This window comes from Cohaesibacter sp. ES.047 (genome assembly GCF_900215505.1).
Lineage (GTDB): Bacteria > Pseudomonadota > Alphaproteobacteria > Rhizobiales > Cohaesibacteraceae > Cohaesibacter.
The window spans coordinates 719452-735809 of sequence record NZ_LT907844.1 but is presented as its reverse complement, the minus strand read 5'-3'; the positions used below and the strand labels follow the sequence as shown (position 1 = coordinate 735809).

Below are 16358 nucleotides of genomic sequence, written 5' to 3'. Positions count from 1 at the left end.
CGTACTAACTCCGGTCCTTGACCGCTTCCATCACCACGAAGGTGGAGGTATGCGAGACATGGGGCAGGGCGGAGATCTTTTCGCCTAGCACTTTTCGATAATTGCTCATGTCGCGGGTACGAATTTTCAAAAGATAATCAAAATTTGATGCTATCATGTGGCATTGCTCGATTTCGCGGATGTGCCGCACCGCCTCGTTGAAGGCGTTCAGCGCCTCTGATCGCGTATCACTGAGGGAAACTTGGACAAAGGCAACATGCCCTTCACCGAGTTTTTCCGGATCGAGCACCGCCGCATAGCCGCGGATAAAGCCTTTTTCTTCAAGGCGCCGCATGCGAATCTGGCAAGGCGTTTTGGATAGGCCGACATGGCGCGCAAGGTCTGTGACAGTTATGCGCCCCTGATCGGCAAGCACATCAAGTATTTTGCGATCAAGATTATCCAAATTGTCCATTTTGGGCTCCATTCATGGGTAATCTGCAAGAAATTCGCCCAATATTCAAGAAAATTCTCTAATTCCAAGATGATTATAGTCACTCTGACTAGGCGTTTTTCGATAAATTGAGCGCCAGCAATCAACGCAATCAAAGCCTTCGCGGACTATTGAAATCGCCAACGCCCAAGCAATCGGCGAAAACGGCAAATATAAAAAACAGATCTTCATATCGGCGAAGCGCATCTTTCAGGAGCGACCCATGGATCAGTCGATCACCACAGATTTCGATAGCCGCCTCGTCATGCTTCGTCAGGTCATTCGTGATCATAATCTGGCTGACGAAGCGACCAATATTCGCCGTCTTGTCGAGGACGCGCAATTGAGCGACGGGCTCTGCCGCCGGGCAAGTGAGCATGCCGCCGAGCTCATCCGGGCCATTCGCGAGACGACCAATCCCACCATGATGGAGAATTTTCTCGCCGAATATGGTCTGTCCACCCGTGAGGGGGTTGCCTTGATGTGTCTTGCCGAGGCGCTGCTGCGCGTCCCTGATGCAGAGACCATCGACGCGCTTATCTCCGACAAGATCGCCCCCAGCGAATGGGGCCAGCATCTGGGTCAATCCTCCTCACCCCTGATCAACGCATCCACCTGGGGCCTGATGCTCACCGGTCGGGTGCTCAAGACCAACGATGAAGCGGGCCTAGCCAACACATTGCACGGAATGGTCAAGCGGATGGGCGAGCCTGTTGTGCGGACCGCTGTCGGTCAGGCGATGAAGGAACTGGGCCGTCAGTTTGTACTGGGCACGAACATCGAACGGGCCACCAACCGCGCCAAGGGCATGGAGAAGAAGGGCTACACCTATTCCTATGACATGCTGGGCGAGTCGGCCCGGACTGAGGAAGACGCTCGCAAATATCATCTGGCCTACTCCGACGCGATCACCGCCCTCGCACCGCTTTGCAAATCCGACGTGTGCATCGAAAACCCGGGCATTTCGGTCAAGCTGTCCGCCTTGCATCCCCGCTATGAAGCAGGAAAGCGGGAGCAGGTTCTCTCGGAGCTGACCTCACGCACGTTCGGCCTTGCGCTGCTTGCCCGCTCAGCCAACATGGGCTTCAACATCGATGCCGAGGAAATGGACCGGCTCGATCTGTCCCTCGACGTGATCGAGAAGGTGCTGTCCGATCCGGCCTTGAAAGATTGGGACGGCTTTGGCGTCGTGGTACAGGCCTATGGGCACCGCGCCTCCTTTGTCATCGACTGGCTGTATATGCTGGCCAAAAAACTGGATCGCCGCATTACCGTGCGTCTGGTCAAGGGTGCCTATTGGGATGCAGAGATCAAGCGCGCCCAGACCATGGGGCTGGAGAGCTTCCCGGTTTTCACCCGCAAGGTCAATTCAGACGTTTCCTATCTGTCCAACGCCCGGCGTCTGCTGGACATGACGGATTGCATCTATCCGCAGTTTGCTTCGCACAATGCCCACTCGGTTTCAGCTATCGTCGAAATGGCCAGATCCAGCGGCATCTCCAAGAAAGCTTACGAATTCCAGCGCCTGCATGGCATGGGCGAAAGCTTGTTTGAAACCCTGATGAAGAAAGAGAAGATCAGCTGCCGCATATATGCGCCGGTCGGGGCTCACTCCGATCTTCTTGCTTATCTGGTTCGCCGCCTGCTGGAAAACGGCGCCAACTCTTCCTTCGTCAACCAGATCGTTGATGAGAGCATCGCACCCGAAGAAATCGCCAAGGATCCTTTCGCACAGGTCAAGGCGCTCGGTGACAACATCGAGAACGGGTTTCTCACCCGTCCCGCTGATCTGTTCGGTGACAAGCGGCGCAACGCCAAGGGCTGGGATCACACCGAGCCGCTCACCATTGCTCAGCTTGATGAGAAACGCGGCAACTTCCTGACCCACAAATGGGTGGCAAAGCCAATCATCGCTGGCGATCTTTCCGCAACCGAAACAATAGAGCTGCGCAATCCCGCCAACCCGTCCGATATCGTCGGGGAAGTCATCGAAGCCACTGCCGCGGACGTGGAGACGGCCCTTGCGGCATCCGCAGATGGCTGCGCACAATGGTCGGCGGTTCCCGCCAGTAAACGCGCTGAGGTCTTGCGCAAGATCGCCGATCTCTATGAAGACAACGCAGAAGAGTTCTTTGCCCTTGCCAGCCGTGAAGCGGGCAAGATCATGCTCGACTGCATCGGTGAAGTGCGTGAAGCGGTCGATTTTGCTCTCTTCTACGCCAACGAAGCCGAACGTCTTGATCCTGAGGGTGCCCAAAAGGCCCGCGGCACTATCACCTGCATTTCGCCATGGAACTTCCCGCTGGCCATCTTTAGCGGCCAGATCCTCGCCGCTCTCGCAGCGGGCAATGCGGTGATCGCCAAGCCTGCAGGCCAGACACCGCTTATCGCGGCCCGCGCCATCGAGCTCATGCATGAAGCGGGCGTACCCGCTGCGGCTCTTCAGCTTCTGCCCGGTGATGGCCCGACCGTGGGTGCGCCCTTGACCAGCGATCCGCGCATCGCAGGGGTCTGCTTCACCGGTTCGACCGCGACCGCCCAGACCATCAACCGCGCTATGGCTGAGGCCATGGCGCCAGACGCTCCGCTGATTGCGGAAACTGGTGGCCTCAATGCTATGATCGTCGATTCCACGGCTCTGCCGGAACAGGCGGTGCGCGATATCGTTGCCTCAAGCTTCCAGTCCGCGGGCCAGCGCTGCTCGGCGCTGAGAATGCTTTATGTGCAGGAAGATGTCTTTGACAAGGTGGTCCACATGCTCATGGGCGCGATGCAAGAGTTGGAAATCGGCGATCCATGGTCCTGGGCAACCGATGTCGGCCCGGTCATTGACCAGGCAGCCAAGGCCAAAATCAACAGCCATTGCAGCAAGATGCGCGCTTCAGGCAAGGTGCTCAAGCAACTTGATGTGCCAGAAGGCGGGCTTTTCTGTGCTCCAACCCTGATCGAGCTTTCGGGTATTGAGGAGCTGGAGGAGGAAATCTTCGGGCCGGTGCTTCATGTCGCCAAATTCTCGGCCAAGAGCATCGAGAAGGTGATCGCCTCCATCAATGCCAAGGGCTTCGGCCTCACCTTCGGTCTGCACACCCGCATGGACAACCGTGTGCAGGAAGTTGTTGATCGCATCAAGGTCGGCAACATGTATGTCAACCGCAACCAGATTGGCGCTGTTGTCGGCTCTCAGCCGTTCGGTGGCGAAGGGCTGTCCGGTACCGGACCAAAGGCAGGCGGGCCGCACTATGTCGAGCGATTCTTTAATCAGGCCCCGCGCTATGTACCAGTAAAGGGCAGCGAAGCCTTCTCGGGTGTCGAGTTGCAAAATGCGGTGCATGGCCTCAACGCCAAGAAAGACCTGCAAGCCGAATGGGCGTCGAACAACTATCGCTTTGCGGCTCTGAAAGGTGTTTGCGACATGCCGCTGAAATTTGATGAGTGCATCAAGGATGATCTGGAGCCGCGGGAACTGCCCGGGCCGACGGGCGAATCCAACAGGCTGTCATTTGCGCCCCGTGGTACGGTGCTGGTGACCGGACCTGATGAAGAGGCGGTGCTTCAGCAGGCAACGGCAGCTCTTGTTGCGGGCAACGCGGTCGTGGCCGTTGCGCCCGGAGCCAAAGCTCTGGCAGAAAAACTGAAACAGGCCGATGCCCCGATTGTCGGCTTTGACGGTCATATCGATCCCGATATTCTGGGTCGTCTCGAAGGCGTGGCCGCAATTGCCAGCAACGCTGAAAGCGACACCCTCAAGGCGATGCGGGTGATCCTTGCCAAGCGCAAGGGCATGCTGTTGCCGCTGATCACGGAGTTTGATGTGCATCGGTACCTGCTTGAGCGGCACCTGTGTATCGACACCACAGCCGCAGGCGGCAACGCCACGCTGCTCGCCGCAGCCGAAGGCAAACAAGCCTAAAAACCAATCTGGCGCATGAGCCAAACCGATGGTTAGAGAGACCCCGATCATGAACATGGTCGGGGTTTTTCGTACGGGGTGATCGCGAAGCCTGCAATCGGGGCCCCGATGGCCGGAAGGGGGTGCGACAAGTGGATGCGACAGGGCGGCATCCGACTTGTTTTGATAGAAAAACACCGGAAAACAGGCTAAGAAAAAGTAACCCTCTTATCGCATGTCGAAGAATGACCACAGCATCATCGGGGAAACCATTGTCTCGCAGCCTTCCACCCTTCAGCGCCATCAAGGCCTTTGAAGCCGCAGCGCGCCACGGCTCTTTCGCACGGGCAGCACAGGAGCTGGATGTGACAGCCACCGCCATCTCTCAACATGTCAAGGGACTGGAAAAATGGCTTGGGAAACCGCTGTTCGTCAGACGATCAAACGCGGTGGAGCTGACAGAGCATGGTCGGGACATTCTCGATGATGTCACGCGCATTCTTGATGACATCGCCAGTCTTCTGCCGCGTGAGCGCGAACCAAGTGCCAAGCAGACAATCCTCATTGCCGCGCCTGCGATGCTCATTGACGGATGGTTGGCACCCGCTCTTGCTCACTTTTATGAAGACAATCCCGGCCTTTTGGTCACGTTGCAGCCAGCTGACCACCAGAAGTCTTTGCAAACCGACAACCGACCGGATTTTCTCATCAGCGATCAGGACAAGATCGCAGACGGCTTGCTGGCCGACTTTCTGTTCGATGATGCGCTTCTGCCCGTATGTAGCGCGCAGTTTCGGGATATTCTGGGGCTGAGGGATCGCACCAATTGGCACAGCGCCCCTCTCATCCATGACGCAACATCCCCCGATGACTGGCAGACATGGGCCAAAAGGCGCGCGCCTGACCTTGACGTTCACTGGAATGATGGCGCTCGCTATGCCAACCACTGGTTGGCGATCGAAGCCGCGCGTCAGGCCCACGGCATGTTCATGGCACATGAACCGCTGATTTCCGGGGCGCTAGATGAAGGTTCTCTTGTTGCGCTGGACGAGACGCCTCTATCACTGGGGAAATCTGTCAAGCTGATCCGGCGGCGCGGTCATGCCAGCCCGGCGGCCATCCAGTTTCGCGCCTGGTTGCTCGAACGCGTTCGAACCCGCTGAAAAGACAAAGACAACAGGCTGTCACCGCATTCCGAATAGGCTTGAAGAGACCAAAAAAAGAAAAGGAGACTCAAAAGAGTCTCCTTGAGAATGTGATCCATGGGCCTGACGCCAGCAGAGGAACGTCGAGGGGAGGAGAGAGACGCACTGGCAAACCCGAACCACAAGGTTGGAATAAATTTAATCCCGCCGCTTGGGCTCAACTTTGACAAAAATCATGTTTCGGATCCGAATTGCGCAGGAGAACTGCGACGAAACAGCGCACGTTCCCGTAAAAGATGAATGGTAAGGACCGATTCTCTTTTCGATTGAAGGTCTACGGATGACACGAAAAACCCTCCTGCCCCAAGGGACAGAAGGGTTGGATCATTGTTTCAAACAGAGCGACCCACCGGTCGCCGGAAGGTCAGACGCTCTTGTCGATGCCTTCAATGTCGGACGGATCGGCAGACGGGGCTTCCTGCTCATCAGGCTTGGCGACGAATTTCGGGCCACCCTTGGCAACGCCGACCATGGCCGGACGCAGAACGCGCGTTCCGATGACATATCCGGCCTGTACCACCTGCACCACCGAATTGTTGGGCACTTCGGGATTGGGTACTTCGAACATGGCCTGATGATAGTTGGGGTCGAATTTCTCCCCTTCTGGGTTCAGCTTCTTGACGCCGTGCTTCTCGAGCGTCTTGAGCATTTCCCGCTCGGTCATTGCGGTGCCATCCAAAAGTGCGCGCAACGTGCCTTCTGCATTGGCTCGCTCTTCATCGGGAATGGTTTCCAGCCCGCGGCGCAGATTGTCGGCCACCGCCAGCATGTCGCGCGCAAAGCTCGTCACCGAGAACTGCTTGGCGTCCTTGACTTCCTTTTCGGTGCGACGACGCAGATTTTCCATATCGGCAATCGTGCGCAGGAGCTGCTCCTTCATCTCGGCAGCGTCCCTTTCCAACTCGGCGATGCGCAATTCTGCGGCTTCCAGAGGATTGAGATACGGCTCTTCGGAAGTGGTATCCCCGGCCTGTGCCTCTGCAACTTGCTCTTCATCAGCTTCAGACTTTTGCATTTCGTCAGACATGTATTAGCCTCTAATTGGTATCTCGCTTCATGCCAGCAACTCGATAACCGGCACACGGGCTTTGGTTAGCCCCGGATATCGAGCTTTCTGACAGAAAAATCAAGTGCTGCGTCTGGATCAGTTGAATACTTCTGATCGTCGTGACGTCATTAGTAGCCGCCGAACTTTGCTTCACCCTGATCCATAAGCAGGGGCAGGATCAGATCTTCCTCATCTTCCAGATGGCGCATCAGACCGCTTAAAAGGCCTTTCGCTTCCTGCGCATAGATATCCAGCGCCTTGCGGGGATCCTGTTGACCTTCGCTCTGCAACACCTGGATGAAATCATTGGCGGCAGCGGCGTTGCGCTCGAGCATGTCATGCAGCAGATGGTGATCTTCGTCCAGAAGATCAAATCCCCCCTTCAGCCGATCGTCAGCGGCTGCGAAAACGGGAAAATATTGATAATCTTCAATCTGATGATGCCCGTTCAGCCCGCCAAGAAAGCTGTTGAGTCGTGGCGCGAACCATTGGGCGAACTCCATTGGTTGCATCTCGCCTTCCAGCGCCTTGTTGGTTCCTTGATCCATCATGGCGGCCATCTGGCGAAAATCGTCATGGCGGTCAAGCCAGAATTGTCCCAGACCGCCAATGGTATGGACTGTACCCCACTCGGCGCGAGGATATTGTTCAATCAAAACACGAAACTCTTCAGGAATTCCTGAGCGAGTCAAAAGAGATGGCTGGTTCACGAGGCTGGGTCTCTCCAGAACGCTTTGACGATAATCCGGGGTGCCAGATTAGATCGAAACGCTGCTTATCAGTATGTCAGTGTATGGTCGGGAACCGAAATTCCCGAAAATTGCTCTCGGCAAGATCAGGTATGATCCGAAACACAGATAGGTATTACACCATGGTTTTTGCAAGAGGCATCTTGTTTAGCGATCAAAAGGCGGAAATTTCAATCCTGGCATTAAGATCTCAAGACGGGTCAGACAGCATGCTGCTGAGCACCCGCGCGGTGTAATCGACCATGGGAACAATGCGGGCATAATTGAGCCGCGTCGGGCCGATGACCCCCAGAATGCCTACGATGTTGCGATCACTGTCGCGATAGGGGGAGACGATAACAGACGACCCGGACAAGGAGAAGAGCTTGTTTTCGGACCCGATGTAGATGCGGACCCCGTCACCCTCGTCAGCCAGTTGCAGCAGCTGGATCAGATCCTTCTTCGATTCAAGATCGTCAAACAGGTGCCGGATGCGTTCCAGATCTTCCCGCGCGGTGACATTTTCCAACAGTTTGGAACGGCCCCGCACAATCAGGCTCTGGGGCTGATCGTTCGATGCGCCCGCCCATGTGGCAAGGCCGGCTTCCACCAGTTTGGCGCTGAGATCATCAAGCTCGGCTTGCAGATCATGCCTGTGGGCCTCAACCTCTTCCTGTGCTGCCAACAGGGTCTTGCCCCGGATATGGGCATTGAGAAAATTGCTCGCTTCGGTGAGAGCCGATGCGGGCAGACCGGAGGGTAGATCGATCAGACGGTTTTCCACCCGATCATCCTCATCGACCAGAATCACCAAGGCCTTGGTGGTTTCCAGTCGCACGAATTCCACATGCTTGAGGCGTTTGTCCTGCTTTGAGCTGAGCACCAGCCCCGCTCCCGACGACATGCCAGAGAGCATCTGGCTTGCCTTGGTCAACAGATTTTCCACCCCGGCTTCGGGGGCATGGGATGAGGCCATCTGACGTTCGATAATGCGGCGTTCGTCGTTGGACAGATCACCGAATTCCATCATCGCATCGACAAAGAAGCGCAAGCCCAACTCGGTGGGCAGGCGTCCGGCACTGGTGTGGGGCGAATAGACAAGGCCCAGTTGCTCCAGATCGGACATGACATTGCGCACCGAGGCGGGCGACAGGGAGATCGGCAGGGCCTTGGAAATGTTGCGTGACCCGACGGGATCACCGGTTTCCAGATAGGATTCGACGATGGTGCGAAAAATATCCTTCAGCCGGTCGTCCATACCGGTCAGGGGGGAGATCTGGTTGAAGCGTTCGAAATCGATCATGTCACCTATTTCCGATGCCGCAATGACAAACTGGGTTGATGAGGGCAACAACCCGCTTGCTTGGCGGTCAAGCAACCTGTTATGCCTCAAAAACTGCAAATGCCGCAAGCCACACCTTGCTTTGAGCTGCAAGCATTTCTAAAACAGCCCAGACACGGGAGCTTGCATGCCTGTTCTGCCCATCCCAACTGGACGGCAGCGACGATAGGCGGCGATGCTCCCCGCAATACTATATGGTCCAGTTGGTCAAAAATGGAAGGCAGGAGAACCCATATGCGCCCATCCAAGCGAAATCCAGATGAGAAGCGCCAGGTGACGATCACCCGCAATGTCTCCAAACATGCGGAGGGCTCCTGTCTGATCAAGGCTGGTGATACCCATGTTCTTTGCATTGCAAGCCTTGAAGAGCGCATCCCGCCCTGGCTGCGTGGTCAGAATCGGGGCTGGGTCACGGCCGAATATGGCATGCTGCCCCGCGCCACTGGCGACCGTATGCGCCGCGAGTCGCAGGCAGGCAAACAGTCGGGCCGCACACAGGAAATCCAGCGTCTCATCGGCCGGTCCTTGCGGGCTGTTGTCGATCTGGGCGCTTTGGGCGAGCGCCAGATCACCGTTGACTGTGATGTCATTCAGGCCGATGGCGGCACGCGCACAGCATCCATCACCGGCGCATGGGTCGCGCTCAACGATTGCATCGAATGGATGCGCGCCCGCGGCATGATTGAAGCGAACAAGAAGGTTCTGAAAGATCAGGTCGCAGCCATTTCCTGCGGTATCTACAATGGCACCCCGGTGCTCGATCTTGACTACCTGGAAGATTCCGACGCCGAAACCGACGCCAATTTCGTTATGACTGGCAGTGGCGGTATCGTCGAGATTCAGGGCACCGCAGAAGGCGAGCCCTTCTCCGAGGAAGAACTGATGGAGCTGATGCGCCTTGCCAAAAAGGGCATTGGCGAATTGCTCGAAGTGCAGACCGCCCCTGACGAAGCCAAATAGGAAGCTCACATGCCAAACAAGCTGACCGCAGAGACCCCTCTTGTTGTCGCCAGCCACAATCAGGGCAAGATCCGCGAAATTCGCGAGCTTCTGGCCCATTATGGCCTCAGGGTCAAAACCGCCTCCGAGCTCAATCTGGAAGAGCCCGAAGAGACCGGCACCACCTTTGAAGCCAATGCGGAGCTAAAGGCGCTGGCATCGGCAAAGGCCACCGGCCTTCCGGCTCTGGCGGATGATTCGGGCTTTGCGGTTGACGCGCTTGATGGCGATCCGGGTATCTATTCGGCTCGCTGGGCCGGTCCGGACAAGGACTTCGCGATGGCCATGCGCAATGTCGAGGAAAAACTGCAACAGAAAGGCGCGACCGCTCCTGAGGATCGCTCCTGCCACTTTGTTGCCGTCCTCTGCCTTGCGTGGCCGGACGGGGAAACGCAGTTTTTCCGCGGCGAAGTAAAGGGCACGGCGGTCTGGCCGCCACGCGGAGACAAGGGCTTTGGCTATGATCCCATGTTCCTGCCCGAAGGCCATGACATCACCTTTGGTGAAATGACCTCCGATCAAAAACACGGCTGGAAGCCGGGCGGCAAGGATGGTCTCAGCCACCGCTCCCGCGCCTTCAAGCTGTTTGCGGATGCCTGTCTTGAAGGATAAGGCGCCAATGGCACAGGGCCAGTCAAACATGCCGGGGCCGGACAATCCCGGCTTCGGCATTTATCTTCATTGGCCCTTTTGCCTTGCCAAATGCCCCTATTGCGACTTCAACAGCCATGTGCGCCACAAGCCGGTCGATCAGGATCAGTTCGGCCGCGCAATGATCTCCGAGTTGCGCCATTATGCAGCCCGCATCAAGGGTGCCGGCGTGGCCCAGCCAGTGACCTCGGTCTTCTTCGGTGGCGGTACGCCGTCCCTGATGCAGCCGTCTGTCGTGGCAAGCCTTCTCGATGAAATTGCCGATCTTTGGGATGTCGCGCCCGATGCGGAAATCACCCTTGAGGCCAATCCCACGTCTGTTGAAGCGGACCACTTCAAGGGCTATGCGCTGGCAGGGGTCAACCGGGTCTCGCTAGGGGTTCAGTCCCTTTATGATGACCAACTGAAATTCCTCGGGCGTCTGCACAGCGCCGAAGAAGCAAAGGCGGCGATCCTTCTGGCGCAAAAGCACTTCCCGCGCATGTCCTTTGATCTCATTTATGCCCGCCCGCACCAGACGCCGGAACTCTGGGCCAAAGAGCTGAATGAAGCCGTGGCGCTGGCCGCTGATCATCTCTCGCTCTATCAATTGACCATCGAGCAGGACACGCCCTTTTTTGCCCTTTATCGCAACGGCAAGTTCGAGCTGCCGGACGAGGACACGTCCGTTGCGCTTTACGAGATGACCCACGAGGCGCTGGAGCGCCACGGTATGCCTGCCTATGAGATTTCCAACCATGCCCGCCCCGGCTTTGAAAGCCGCCACAATCTCACCTATTGGCGTTATGGAGACTATGTCGGCGCTGGCGCAGGGGCGCATGGACGGCTCACCCTGCCCAATGGACGCATTGCGACTGCCAATGAACGCCATCCCGAAAGCTGGCTCAAGCGGGTCGAAGAGAGGGGAACAGGCGCGCTCGATGAGGATATCCTCACCCTTGAACAGCAAGGGGATGAATGCCTCATCATGGGCTTGAGGGTGAAAGAGGGGATCAACCTTGATCGCTATGCCGCCATGGCCGGGCGCAGCATTAGCGATAGGCGCATCGATGATCTTGTGTCCGAGGGGCTTCTGGATCGCATCGAACCAAGGCGCATTCGCGCCACCCGCAAGGGCTTCCTTCTGCTCAATGCACTGGTGGCTGAACTGGCGGGTTGAACACCACTCTGCAAAAGTTGAAACAAAAAAAGGGAGCCTTGAAGGCTCCCTTTTCATTGGAATGGGCGTTCGGTGGCCTATCTAGGAAGGCCGCTTGCCGACATCGGCGCATCGTCGATGATCCGCGCCGAGCCTTTCGAGATTTCCATTACAGCCAGACTGCGCTGGGATGTGCCGTCGGCACGGAAGCGGAAATATCCATCGCCAAAGCCGATAAAGCCTTGCGGATCGGTGAGCGTTTCGTGAGCAAAACGACGCTCACCCGCTTGCGCTACGAGTGCAGCGGCCAGAATGACCGAATCATAGGCCAGCGAAGCCACACGCGGCGGCTGTTGTCCGAACTGGCTCGCATAGCGCGATGCGAAGGTATCAAAGCCGATGGTCCGACCGTCAAGATTGCGCAAGGAGCGTGGCGGTGCCGGATAGACAGCAGAGCGCAGCATCGGCTCCTTGAAGGTCGAGGGATTGTCCCATTGGCTGGAGCCAAGGAACATCACGTCGCCACTGCGAATGCCCTGACCGGCCAGCAATTGGGCTGCGGGCGCGGCGGCAGCGGCTTCGGGGATGAACACACTGTCGATCTGGTTCTTGACCTGACCGATCTGCTCGGCAGCGGTCTGCAGGCCAAACGGATCAGGCGAATTGCCGGATTTGTATTTCTCGATGGTGACGATGCGAATCCCGAAATGGGCGGCATACTGCCGCAAGGCTGCTTCGACCACATTGCCATAAGGCGTGCTGGGAAGGATCGCCGCAATGCTGCGCTTGTTGCGCGAGGATGCATAAGACAAGATGCGCTCGACATCATTCTCGGGCGTGAAGTTGATCAGATAAACGCCGCGCGCGGCAGCACCGGTATCGGTGGTGAAGGCGATCATCGGCACACCAGCTGGCTTGAGCACCTGTCCGGCCTGTTTGACGGCGCTCGATCTGAGCGGCCCGATCACAAGCTGCGCCCCTTCCTGCAAGGCGCGTCCGGCCTGTTGCGAGGCGGCACCGGGACCACGGCCGACATCCTTGACGATCACTTGCAGATCAGCAGAACTGTAATCCTGCAAAGCCATAGCTGCGGCGTTGCGGAGCGCAGTGCCGGTCTGCCCGAACACGCCTTCGGCCCCGATCGGGGCGAGCAAGGCCACGCGAACGCTGCCCGTGCCAAGCACTTCGCCCGTCGGCTCGGCGACATTCACCGTGTTGTTGAAATTGTTGTTGGATGAAAAGCCGGGACCGGACAGGGTCACCGGCTGACAGGCTGCCAACAAAGCAGTTGCGCCGACAAGTGCGACACCCGCTATCCGTTTGAGGCTCGCGGGCAGGAAGGACTGCTTGTCAGGGGACTGCTGAAGAATTCGCATCAAAACTGGCCTCCAGATTCAGACCGAATGTTTGAAGTCTGGTGTGCTGTTGGTCCCAAAGCCGCGAAATTGCCCCGTGGGTCAAAGAAGGTGGGACCTGATCGAGCAGACTGGGTGAAACGGAGCAAGGCAACACACATTTGTTCGTTTGATTTGTCAGAAATAACCTGCCAAAACAAGCATGTTGGGATTGACCGACAGGTTGAGGCCACGATTCGGCGGAACTGTGGCGAATTTGTCGCGTATAGCAAAGAAACTGCACAATGCGTGCCAGACCGGCCTCGATCTCCACTGGAATATGGTGAATCACCCTCCACTGCCGCCGAATCGGCGCAAAGCATAAACATTGGCAGGCACATGAGCAGCAATCCAGAGAGCGAAGAGGACATCACCCAAGAGGCTCTCGCGCAAGAGAATGAGGCCCGGGACGGCGAGGGCGGCAGTGATTTTGTGCTGCTTGGCAACAAGGCATCCGCGCCGCGGTTGGCGCCTGCGCTCTATGTCGTTGCGACCCCTATCGGCAACCTCAGGGACATCACGATCCGCGCGCTCGAAACCCTTGCCGCCGCGGATGTGATTGCCTGCGAGGATACGCGCGTTTCGCGCAAGCTTCTGACGCATTTCGACATCAGAACCCGATTGGTCACCTATCACGAGCACAATGCAGACAGACAGCGCCCCTATCTGTTGCAACTGCTCTCTGAAGGCAAGGCCGTCGCGCTGATCTCGGACGCGGGAACGCCCTTGCTGTCTGACCCCGGCTACAAGCTGGTGGAGGATATGCTGGCTGCTGGGCATGACATCGTGCCAATCCCCGGTGCATCGGCCATGCTGTCGGCGCTTGTCGGCTCCGGCCTGCCGACAGATCAGATCCATTTTGCCGGGTTTCTGCCGCAAAAAGCCGGAGCGCGCGATCGCAAGCTTGCTGATCTGGTGCCCATTCCCGGCACGCTGGTCTTCTATGAAAGTCCGCGCCGCCTCAAGGATGTGCTGCCTGCGATGGCCTCTGCCTTGGGGGGAGAGCGAGACGCTGTCATGGCGCGGGAGCTGACAAAGAAATTCGAGAGCTTTCATCGCGGCACCCTCGCTGATCTCGCCGCACATTACCAGGATGTTGACGCCCCCAAGGGGGAAGCGGTGATCCTGCTTGGCCCGGCAGAAAAGAAACAGGCAGAGGCTGAGGATGTAGAGGCGCTGATCCTTGCAGGGCTAAATGAAGGCAAACACATCAAGCAGTTGTCGGCAGACATCGCCGAAAAGATCGGGGCCAAGAAGAACGAGATTTACAAGCTCGCCCAAACCCTCAAAGACCAACGCGGCCAGAAGAGCGGCCAGAAGAGTAGTCAGGGTGATTGATCCAATGGTCGGCGAACGCGCTCCAAAAGATCCCAAACAGCGACAGCGGGCCCGCAGCTATGATCGCGGTGTGCGCGCCGAACGCTGGGCAGGCTGGATCATGGCCACCATGGGGTTCGCGATCATCGAGCGGCGCTACAAGGCGCAAGGGGGCGAAATCGATCTGATTTGCCAGAAGGAAGATCTGCTGGTCTTTCTGGAAGTGAAATATCGTGCCAGCATTGACGATGCGCTCCATTCCATCACGCCGCGCAATCAGGGCCGTATCATTGCCGCTGCCAACCATTTTCTGGCCAACCACGCACTGGATGACATCGAAACGTATCGCTTTGATGTCATGGCCTTTGCCAGAGGGAAGAGCCCGGTGCCCGTCTGGCAGCATCTGGAGTCAGCATTTGAGCTCTGGTAGGTTCGGTGGCTTCAATGCCTGTTGCCAGCGCTTGAAATTACGGACCAAAGCCGACATATAAGAAAAACCTGCGCGCGGCTGTCTTCAAGCCAGCCTCCCCGCCCGCATTTCACCCATCCGTTCGGAGCCAAGTCATGGTGCAATCCCGCCCCTTAAAAGTCGCGATCCAGATGGATCATATCGAAGGCATCAACATTGCGGGGGATTCCACCTTCGCCCTCATGCTTGAGGCGCAAAAACGCGGCCATCAACTCTTCCACTATACGGTCGATACCATGGCCATGGAGGGCGGCGAGGTCTTTGCTTTTGTCGAACCCGTTGAAGTGCGCGATGAAGTGGGCAACCATTTCACCCTTGGTGAGGGCAAGCGCACCGACCTGTCGACCTTTGACGTGATCCATATGCGTCAGGATCCTCCCTTCGACATGGCCTATATCTCGGCCACCCACATGCTTGATCGTATCCACCCCAAAACTCTGGTCGTCAACGATCCGACCAGCGTGCGCAATGCGCCCGAAAAGATCTTCGTCACCGAATTCCCGGATCTCATGCCGCCGACCCTGATCACCCGATCCGAAGCCGAGTTGCGCGCCTTTCGCCAGAAGCACGGCGATATCGTCATGAAGCCGCTTTATGGCCACGGCGGTGCGGCGGTTTTCCGTCTTGGACCCGATGACAACAACTTCGGCTCGCTCACAGCTCTGTTCGGCGATATTTTCCGCGAGCCATGGGTGGCACAGAAATTCCTCAAGGATGTCAAGGATGGCGACAAGCGCATCATGCTGGTCGATGGCGTCGCAGCCGGGGCGGTTAACCGCGTACCCGCAAGCGATGATCTGCGGTCAAACATGGTGCGTGGCGGGCAGGCTCTCAAAAGTGAACTGACCGATCGCGAGAAGGAAATCTGCGAACGCATCGGACCGGCTTTGAAAGAACAGGGCTTCATCCTCGTGGGCATTGACGTGATCGGTGGCTACCTCACAGAAATTAACGTGACATCGCCGACGGGCATCCGCTCGATCCAGAAGCTGAGCGGCATCGACATTGCCGCCATGGTCTGGGATGCCATCGAGGAAAAACGCGCCAACATGGCATAGCCTAAGATCTGTTTCGATGTCGAAACCATAGTGGGGCCGGGCGATTGGCGCACCGGCCCCTTTTCGTCTTCGTACTATCCCCAAGCTTGTCAGGGTCAGTCTTTAGCCGTATCCTTTCTAAGCAAAAACCCCTGCGCATCAGAAAGGCTCGCCATGGCAGAGGAAAAGATCACGCCTCCGTCTCCCGGCATTTCTCGCGCCATTCCGCCCCTTGTTTTTGCTCTCTGTTTTGTTGGGGCTCTGGTGCTCGAGTGGCTTTTCTTCCAGAGCGTCGCGCCGCTCATTTTCTTGCCTGAATGGATGCGATTGATCCTCGGAATCCTCGTCTGTGCCGCAGGCACTGCCATCATGGCTTGGGGATTCTTCGGCTTCAAGCTAAGCGGGACATCCCCCAATCCTGCGAAACCGGCGAGCCACCTCGTCGACACTGGCGCTTTCGCGATCAGCCGCAATCCCATGTATGTGGGTCTGGTTGCGATTCTCCTTGGCTTTGGGGTCTTTATCGACAGCCTGCCGATGTTGCTCGCGGGCCTCGTGATGTTCGTCTATCTCGACCGATATGTCATCCGGCGCGAGGAAGCCTATCTCATCACAGCCTTCGGCGAGAGCTATCGCTACTATTGTCATCAGGTCCGGCGCTGGCTTTAG

At 57.3% G+C, this 16358-nt stretch carries 14 protein-coding genes; 9 read left to right on the top strand and 5 right to left on the bottom strand.

Annotation, left to right across the window (positions count from 1 at the left end; all coding sequences use genetic code 11):
* Positions 1–4: 4 nt before the first annotated feature.
* Positions 5–454, bottom strand: a complete 450-nt coding sequence (locus CPH65_RS03225; RefSeq protein ID WP_096176205.1) for an Lrp/AsnC family transcriptional regulator — start codon at positions 452–454, stop codon at positions 5–7.
* Between the two features lie 241 nt (positions 455–695).
* On the opposite strand from CPH65_RS03225, the gene putA reads away from it, so the two are divergent.
* Both putA and CPH65_RS03215 read left to right on the top strand, forming a co-directional pair.
* Positions 696–4382 (top strand): bifunctional proline dehydrogenase/L-glutamate gamma-semialdehyde dehydrogenase PutA, encoded by a 3687-nt coding sequence (gene putA / locus CPH65_RS03220; protein WP_096172101.1) that lies wholly within the window; start codon positions 696–698, stop codon positions 4380–4382.
* Between the two features lie 251 nt (positions 4383–4633).
* The gene (locus tag CPH65_RS03215) at positions 4634–5524 is read left to right on the top strand and encodes a LysR family transcriptional regulator (RefSeq protein WP_172891443.1); all 891 of its coding nucleotides are present in this window, start codon (positions 4634–4636) and stop codon (positions 5522–5524) included.
* Between the two features lie 406 nt (positions 5525–5930).
* On the opposite strand, the gene grpE is transcribed toward CPH65_RS03215, so the two are convergent.
* The 3 genes from grpE to hrcA form a co-directional block, all read right to left on the bottom strand.
* Positions 5931–6593 carry a nucleotide exchange factor GrpE gene (gene grpE, locus CPH65_RS03210; protein ID WP_096172099.1) on the bottom strand — a complete coding sequence of 221 codons (663 nt, stop codon included), beginning with the start codon at positions 6591–6593 and terminating at the stop codon, positions 5931–5933.
* A 149-nt stretch (positions 6594–6742) separates the two neighbouring features.
* Complete coding sequence (locus CPH65_RS03205; protein WP_244574530.1) at positions 6743–7270, bottom strand: hemerythrin domain-containing protein; 528 nt, start codon at positions 7268–7270, stop codon at positions 6743–6745.
* A gap of 283 nt (positions 7271–7553) precedes the next feature.
* Positions 7554–8645 (bottom strand): heat-inducible transcriptional repressor HrcA, encoded by a 1092-nt coding sequence (gene hrcA, locus CPH65_RS03200; protein ID WP_096172098.1) that lies wholly within the window; start codon positions 8643–8645, stop codon positions 7554–7556.
* A 273-nt stretch (positions 8646–8918) separates the two neighbouring features.
* On the opposite strand from hrcA, the gene rph reads away from it, so the two are divergent.
* The 3 genes from rph to hemW are packed head-to-tail and all read left to right on the top strand — an operon-like array spanning position 8919 to position 11493.
* Complete coding sequence (rph, locus tag CPH65_RS03195; protein WP_096172097.1) at positions 8919–9644, top strand: ribonuclease PH; 726 nt, start codon at positions 8919–8921, stop codon at positions 9642–9644.
* A gap of 9 nt (positions 9645–9653) precedes the next feature.
* Positions 9654–10295, top strand: a complete 642-nt coding sequence (gene rdgB, locus CPH65_RS03190; RefSeq protein WP_096172096.1) for an RdgB/HAM1 family non-canonical purine NTP pyrophosphatase — start codon at positions 9654–9656, stop codon at positions 10293–10295.
* Positions 10296–10302: 7 nt separating this feature from the next.
* Complete coding sequence (gene hemW, locus CPH65_RS03185) at positions 10303–11493, top strand: radical SAM family heme chaperone HemW (protein ID WP_244574529.1); 1191 nt, start codon at positions 10303–10305, stop codon at positions 11491–11493.
* Between the two features lie 77 nt (positions 11494–11570).
* On the opposite strand, the gene CPH65_RS03180 is transcribed toward hemW, so the two are convergent.
* Positions 11571–12848, bottom strand: a complete 1278-nt coding sequence (locus tag CPH65_RS03180; protein ID WP_096172095.1) for a penicillin-binding protein activator — start codon at positions 12846–12848, stop codon at positions 11571–11573.
* Between the two features lie 357 nt (positions 12849–13205).
* Between CPH65_RS03180 and rsmI the strand changes: the two genes are divergently transcribed.
* The 4 genes from rsmI to CPH65_RS03160 all read left to right on the top strand — a co-directional run bounded on the left by rsmI (position 13206) and on the right by CPH65_RS03160 (position 16358).
* Positions 13206–14204 carry a 16S rRNA (cytidine(1402)-2'-O)-methyltransferase gene (gene rsmI / locus CPH65_RS03175; protein WP_096176202.1) on the top strand — a complete coding sequence of 333 codons (999 nt, stop codon included), beginning with the start codon at positions 13206–13208 and terminating at the stop codon, positions 14202–14204.
* A complete protein-coding gene (locus tag CPH65_RS03170) occupies positions 14197–14613 on the top strand; it encodes a YraN family protein (protein ID WP_157747476.1) in 417 nt (138 codons plus the stop codon). Before rsmI ends, CPH65_RS03170 begins: the two co-directional genes overlap by 8 nt.
* Before the next feature lie 134 nt (positions 14614–14747).
* Positions 14748–15710 carry a glutathione synthase gene (gene gshB, locus CPH65_RS03165; RefSeq protein WP_096172093.1) on the top strand — a complete coding sequence of 321 codons (963 nt, stop codon included), beginning with the start codon at positions 14748–14750 and terminating at the stop codon, positions 15708–15710.
* A 153-nt stretch (positions 15711–15863) separates the two neighbouring features.
* Positions 15864–16358 carry an isoprenylcysteine carboxylmethyltransferase family protein gene (locus CPH65_RS03160; protein ID WP_096172092.1) on the top strand — a complete coding sequence of 165 codons (495 nt, stop codon included), beginning with the start codon at positions 15864–15866 and terminating at the stop codon, positions 16356–16358.